Annotated in this window: 6 protein-coding genes; 3 read left to right on the forward strand and 3 right to left on the reverse strand. The window is 73.7% G+C overall.

Annotated elements, in window-relative coordinates:
• Positions 1 to 37: 37 nt before the first annotated feature.
• A complete protein-coding gene (locus tag ACZ53K_RS40545; protein ID WP_468847533.1) occupies positions 38 to 1,747 on the forward strand; it encodes a hypothetical protein in 1,710 nt (569 codons plus the stop codon).
• A 15-nt stretch (positions 1,748 to 1,762) separates the two neighbouring features.
• Here the strand turns inward: ACZ53K_RS40545 and ACZ53K_RS40550 are convergent, their stop codons facing one another.
• Positions 1,763 to 2,116, reverse strand: coding sequence for a hypothetical protein (locus ACZ53K_RS40550; RefSeq protein ID WP_468847536.1), 354 nt, complete (start codon positions 2,114 to 2,116; stop codon positions 1,763 to 1,765).
• A 93-nt stretch (positions 2,117 to 2,209) separates the two neighbouring features.
• Positions 2,210 to 3,712, reverse strand: coding sequence for an SCO1417 family PLP biosynthesis transcription factor (locus ACZ53K_RS40555; RefSeq protein WP_468847539.1), 1,503 nt, complete (start codon positions 3,710 to 3,712; stop codon positions 2,210 to 2,212).
• Positions 3,713 to 3,812: 100 nt separating this feature from the next.
• Here ACZ53K_RS40555 and yczE point away from each other — a divergent pair, with 100 nt between their 5' ends.
• Both yczE and ACZ53K_RS40565 read left to right on the forward strand, forming a co-directional pair.
• A complete protein-coding gene (gene yczE, locus ACZ53K_RS40560) occupies positions 3,813 to 4,544 on the forward strand; it encodes a membrane protein YczE (RefSeq protein ID WP_468847542.1) in 732 nt (243 codons plus the stop codon).
• Between the two features lie 153 nt (positions 4,545 to 4,697).
• Positions 4,698 to 5,624: an LLM class F420-dependent oxidoreductase gene (locus ACZ53K_RS40565; protein WP_468847544.1), complete on the forward strand. Its 927-nt coding sequence runs from the start codon at positions 4,698 to 4,700 to the stop codon at positions 5,622 to 5,624.
• Between the two features lie 108 nt (positions 5,625 to 5,732).
• Here ACZ53K_RS40565 and ACZ53K_RS40570 read toward each other — a convergent pair.
• Positions 5,733 to 6,355, reverse strand: a 623-nt coding sequence (locus ACZ53K_RS40570) for a transposase (RefSeq protein ID WP_468847546.1), incomplete at its 5' end; no start/stop codon positions are given.

Below are 6,355 nucleotides of genomic sequence, written 5' to 3' on the forward strand. Positions count from 1 at the left end.
CCCCGGAGCGACCACCGCACGATCCCCAGGAGATGATGTGGCCCGGCGCCCACTGCCCCGCATCCTGACCGACAGCGCCCCGATCGCGCGCGGCCGCGAGTTCGCGCGCAGCGCCGCGGACGGCGCGGCCGACGTGTTCCACCCGCTGATCACGATCACCCGGGGGCTGCGCCGGCTGCTGGCCGCCGGGCGGCGGCGCTGGTCCGCCACGCCCAAGGAGCGGCGCGGTTCGCTGCTGTTCATCGCCGCGGGCAGCGTCGTGGCGGTGGCGCTGGTCCCGTACGGGCCGGTGCTCGCCGTGGTCACGGTGATGGCAGCGGCGGCGTGGGCGGGCCGGGAGCAGCAGCCGGCCGAGGAGCCCGCCGCCGGTCCGGGCGACGCGGAGACCGGCCGTCTGCAGGCGCTGTACGAGGCGTTGGTGCCGTACTTCGCGATCGAGGGCGATCCCAGCCCCCTGTATGCCCACGACGGGGACTGGGAGAGCGCCTTCACCGAGTACGCGTTCGACGAGGCCGGGCGGCCGGCTCGGCTGACCCTGCGGTACCCGGCGTACTTCACCGACGGCGATGCCTCGTCCCGGGCCCGTATCGAGCAGGTGCTGTACGCGAAGTCGGGGCGCGGCAGGGAGTACCACTTCGCGTGGGACGAGGAGTCGAACCAGCTGACGCTGACCGTGCTGCCGCCGCTGCCGACCGATGTCGCGGCGCAGCGGTTCGTGACGACGCACGGCGAGACCGTCCTCGGGTTCACCGACGCCGGAGCCGTCCAGCGGACGCTGCCGGTGGAGGCCGGTGAGGAGCTGCGTGACGTACCGCCCGTCGTGTGGCGGACCGGGCTGCGGTCGACCGAGCCGCATCTGCTGGTGCTGGGGCAGCCGGGCGCGGGTACCACGACGCTGCTGCGGTCGATCGCGCTGCAGGCCCTGCCCTACGGTGACGTCCTGGTGATCGACGGCGGCGGGACCGGCGAGTACGCGTGTCTGGCCGGGCGGACCGGTGTGATGGGCGTCGAGTCCGGGCTGTCGGGGGCGCTCGCGACGCTGGAGTGGGCGGCGCACGAGACCGAGCGGCGGCTGATCACCGCCAACCGCGCGCGGCAGGCCGGGCAGCAGGCGCCGGACGACATCCGCTGGCCACTGTGGATCATCCTGGACCGGCCCACCGCGCTGGCTCATCTCGCGGTGGCCGAGGGGCGGGACGACCCGCAGCACCTGCTCCAGGTGCCGTTGCGGCACGGCCGGGCGGCGTACGTCACGGTGGTGGTGGCCGACCAGATCGACAGCGCCGGGCTGCTGAGCGAGCCCGTACTGACGCACACCCGGGCCAGGGTCGTGCTGGGGGTGGCCACGCCGGAGGAGGTGCAGGCCGTGCTCGGGGCGCCGCCGCACACCACGCCGGCCGCGGAGGTGCCTCCGGGCCGCGGCTACGCGCGGCTGGGCGCCGGCCCGGTGCACCGTCTCCAGGTCCCGGCCACTCCCGACCCGTTCGACGACGCCACGAGCGAGGCGCACCGGCAGGCCGTGCTGGATCTGCTTCCGGAGCCCGCCGCTCCGCTCGAAGAGGACGCGACCGAGGACCTGAGCGAGGCGGCCCGCCTGGCCGGGCTGGAAGCGGCCTTGGCCGACGGTACGGAGGAAACCGTCACGAACGGGGACGACCGGGCCACCGCGGGCGAGCGCGCTCCCGGCGGGGCCATCGGTGTGGACGTCCTGTTCGGAGCCACCGGCCCCGGGCGCACGGAGAGCTGAGCCGCCGGGGGCCGGTCAGCGACCGCGCCGCAGCCGATCGGTCCAGCGGCCGATCCCCCGCCGCGAACGGCGGGAACGCTGCTCGGACGACCGCCGCCCCGCCGCGGCCACCGGCTCGCTTTCGCCAGGGCTCCGGCCCCGGTGGCGGTCGGGCGACAGGGCCGGCGCCTTGCGTTCCGCCTGGACCCGGATCTCCACATGCGACGCGTGCGCCGTGGTACGGAACGCCTCCTCGTACGAGGCCAGCGCCGCGCTCATGGCCCCGCCCGCGAGACCCCGGCGGCGGATGTACACCGCGAGCCACGCGAAGAAGCCCAGGGCCGCGGCGAAGAAGCCGATGATGATCAGTAACGGCAGGGTCGCATCCATGGCCGTGAACCTACTGGGGCAGGTGAGGCGCCCCTCCGGGACGCCCCTCCGAGGTGCCGGCCGTACCGCTGCCGGACACCGCCCGCAGCCCTCTCACGCCACGAAGCTGTGCGGCGCCTCGACCTCTCCGGCAGCCGTCCCGGAAGCCACGTGCCGGGCCGCGGCGGCCAGTCGGGACGCGGCCTCCTCGGCGACGGCGCCGCTGACCGTGAACGGCAGCCGGACAAAACCCTCGAACGCGCCGTCCACGCCGAACCGCGGGCCGGAGGGCACCCGTACGCCGAGCCGCTCCCCCGCCTCCGCGATGCGCGAGCCCGAGAGGCCGCCGGTGCGCGCCCACAGGGTGAGGCCGCCGGCCGGCACGGTGAACTCCCAGTCGGGCAGGTGGCGCCGGAGCGCGGCGACGATCGCGTCGCGGTTCTCGCGGGCCTGGTCGCGGCGGATCTCCACGGCCTGCTCCCAGCCGTCGCCTTCCAGGAGTGAGGTGATGGCGAGCTGTTCGAGGACCGGCGAGCCGAGGTCGGCGAAGGCGCGGGCGGCGACGAGGCTGCGGATGATGTCGGGGGCGGCCCGTACCCAGCCGATGCGCATACCGGCCCAGAACGCCTTGCTGACGGAGCCGACCGTGATGACGTTGCTGCCCGCCGGGTCGAAGGCGCAGACGGACCGGGGCGTCTCGATGTCGTCGAGGCGGAGTTCGGCCATGGTCTCGTCGACGACGAGGACCGTGCCGGCGGCGCGGGCGGCGTCCACCAGGCGGCGGCGCTGATCCTCGGTGGCGAGGGTGCCGGTCGGGTTGTGGAAGTCGGCGACGACGTACGCCATGCGGGGCGCGGCGTCCCGCATGACCTGGCGCCAGGCCGGGATGTCCCAGCCGCCGAGGCGGTCGGTGAGGGCGACGGGGACCAGCCGGGCGCCGGCGTCGCGCATCAGCTGGAGGATGTTGGCGTACGACGGGGAGTCGACGGCGACCCGTTCGCCGGGCCGGGTGATCTGGCGGCAGATGGCGGCCACCGCGCCCATGGCTCCGGTGGTGACCATGATCTGTTCGGGCATCGTGGGGATGCCGCGGGCGGTGTAGCGGTCGGCGAGCGCCTGGCGCAGGGCGGGCAGGCCGGCCGGGTAGTCACCGTGGGTGTGCGCGTACAGCGGGAGGTGTTCCATGGCGCCCTGTACGCCGCGGGTCAGCCACGGTTCGGGGGCCGGGAGGGCGGCGCAGCCGAGGTCGATCATGGAGCCGGCGGCTTCCGGCGGCAGCGGTTCCAGGCCGCGGGTGGGCAGTGGGTTGCCCGCGGGTACGGCGGTCCAGCTGCCCGAGCCGCGCCGGGACTCCAGGAAGCCCTCGGCGCGCAGCGCTTCGTAGGCGGCGGCGACGGTGGTCCGGCTCACGGAGAGCGCGGCGGCCAGTTCGCGTTCCGCGGGCAGCCGGGCGGCGACCGGGACCCGGCCTTCCAGGACGAGGAGGCGCACGCCGTCCGCGAGGCCGCGGTAGGCGGGGATGCGGCGGCCGGCCGGCGCCACGGCGTCGCGGGTGTCCTGCGACCGGAGCAGCCGGGCGAGTTGTGATGCCCCTACCGCTGAAGTCCACTGCGCCATTGTGAGCAGTCCACCTTTCCGCAATTGGCCATGGAACCTGATCCACTCCGCGCCACAGAGTGTCATGTGCCAGTCCAATCATGCCAGGAGGGGGAAGGTTTTGTTCAGCACACGGAGGTCCGACGCCACGGAGGACACGGCCGGCAGCAGTGCGGACGCGACTGTCGGCGGGCGCGCGGACGACACGGCCGGCCGGCGGCTGCCGCGCCGCCTCGTCCACCTCTACACCGGGCTGGTCCTGTACGGCCTCAGCATGGGCCTGCAGTTGCGCGCCGGGCTCGGCCTGGAGCCGTGGAGCGTCCTCAACCAGGGCATCTCCCGCCACACCGGCCTGTCGATCGGCACGATCACCATCGTCTCCGGCGCGCTGATCCTGCTGCTCTGGATTCCGCTGCGGCAGCGCCCCGGGCTCGGGACGGTCTCCAACGTCGTGATCCTCGGCCTGGTGATGGACGCGACGCTCGCCCTCGTACCGGAGATCACCTCGCTCGCCGTCCGCATCCCGCTGCTCGCCACCGCGATCCTGCTGAACGGCATGGCGACGGGGCTCTACATCTCCGCCCGCTTCGGCCCCGGACCGCGCGACGGGCTGATGACCGGCCTGCACCGCCTTACGGGCCGGCCGCTGCGTCTGGTGCGTACGTGCATCGAGGTCGCCGTACTCGTCGTCGGCTTCGTGCTCGGGGGCTCGGTGGGCGTGGGCACCGTGCTGTACGCGCTGGCCATCGGACCGCTGGCCCAGTTCTCGCTGCGCTTCTTCACGATCGGCGGGCAGCGCGGCCGCGTGGTGGCGTCGTCCGCGCCGGTTCCCACGCCGGCGCCGCTCTCCTGACCCCTGGGGCAACTCCCTTGCCCTTGTACCGATTTATCGCCGCACGTCCCCTCCCCCGATCTTCCCGGCTGCTACGCTCTCCCCCTCAACCACCCCTCTGACCTGGCCTTTTACTGCCCGTTCCGAGGGGTGCGGCAACCGAGGGGAGCAACTGTGAAGATCGGGATCAACATCCTCAACTACGGGGAGGGCACCACCCCCGAGAGCATCGAGACGTGGGTGCGCGGCGCCGAGGAGCTGGGCTACCACCTGGCGATGATCTCCGACCATGTGACGCTGCCCCCGGAGGCCGCCGGCGTCTTCCCGCCGCCGTTCTACGACCCGTTCACCACGCTGGCCTGGCTCGCGGGGCGTACCAGCACCATCGAACTGGGCACCACGGTCGTGGTCCTCCCGTACCGCCACCCCCTGCAGACCGCGCGGGTGACCGCCAATCTGGACCGGTTCAGCGGCGGACGGCTCGTGTTCGGCGTGGGCATCGGCTGGTCGCAGCAGGAGTTCGCGGCGCTCGGCATCGATTTCACGTCCCGCGGCCGGATCACGGATGAGTACCTGGCCTGCATCAAGGAGCACTGGACGCAGCCGGTGGTCTCCTTCCGGGGCGAGCACGCCGCGTACTCCGACATCACCACGGGACCCGCCCCGGTGCGCCACCCGCACCCGCCGGTCTGGGTCGGCGGTCTCAGTGACGCCGCACTGCGCCGGGCCGCACGGTTCGGGGACGCCTGGCACCCGTTCACGCTGGGCGCGGACGCGATCCGCGAGCGGCTGCCGGTCCTGGAGGCCGCGGCCGAAGCGGCCGGCCGGCCGACGCCCGCGGTGACACCCCGGATCGCCCTGCACCTCACGGAGCGGCCGGTGACGGCGGAGTCCCGGCTGCCGGGCCACGGGTCGGTCGACCAGGTCCGCGCGGACCTGGAGGCCCTGGCCGAGCTGGGTGTCCCGTACGTCGTCCTCGACACGTTCCTGTCGAGCTATGCCGGTCCGGTCCCGCCGGAGGAGAGCCCCCGGCACGACCTCGCCCAGCTGGAGACCGCGGCCGAGCGGCTGCTCGACCTTCTGGGCGAGACGCTGCGCTGAGCGCGCGGGCGCGCACAGAGGGGCGCACGCGCAGGGGCGCTCACAGGGGGGCGCACACAGGGGCGCGCAGGGCGGCGGACGCGGGGGGGGGTGCCTCTATGTCTTTCGTCAAGCGAGGCGTGGGGTTCGGGGTTCGTGGAGGGTGCTGTCGCGGAGCATGGCGAACAGCACGCTGATGCGGTGGCGGGCCAGGCGGAGTAGTGCCTGGGTGTGGGTTTTTCCGCGGGCTCGGCACTTGTCGTAGTAGGTGCGGGAGGCGTGGTCGTGCAGGGCGGCGAACGCGGACGGGAACATCGCGCGTTTGAGCTGTCTGTTGCCTCCGCGGGGTGCGTGTTCGCCGTGGACCGAGGTTCCGGAGGACTTCGTCGTCGGTGCGAGGCCGGCGTAGGAGGCGAGGTGGGCGGCGGTGGGGAAGCTGGTGCCGTCGCCGACGGTGACCAGCAGGACGGCGGCGGTCCTGACCGCGACCCCCGGCATCGAGGTCAGGACCTGGTGAAGAGGGTGGGCCTCCAGCAGGGTGGTGATCTGGGCTTCCAGGGCTCGGCGCTGGGTGTGGACGGCGGCGAGCGAGGCGGCCAGGGAGGGCACGACGATGTCGAGGGTGGCGGTGCCGGGCACGACGACGGTCTGTTCGTCGAGGGCGTCGAAGACGTCGTCGATCAGCCGCTGGGCCATGCGCGGGGCTTTGGGCCGGATCAGTTCGACGAGTCTGCGGCGGCCGGCCTTGCGCA

The sequence above is a fragment of the Streptomyces sp. NPDC033221 genome (genome assembly GCF_055577005.1).

Excerpts from the sequence above, each read along its gene's own strand:
- ACZ53K_RS40550 (WP_468847536.1), bottom strand. The coding sequence starts at position 2,116 with ATGGATGCGACCCTGCCGTTACTGATCATCATCGGCTTCTTCGCCGCG.
- ACZ53K_RS40555 (WP_468847539.1), bottom strand. The coding sequence starts at position 3,712 with ATGGCGCAGTGGACTTCAGCGGTAGGGGCATCACAACTCGCCCGGCTG.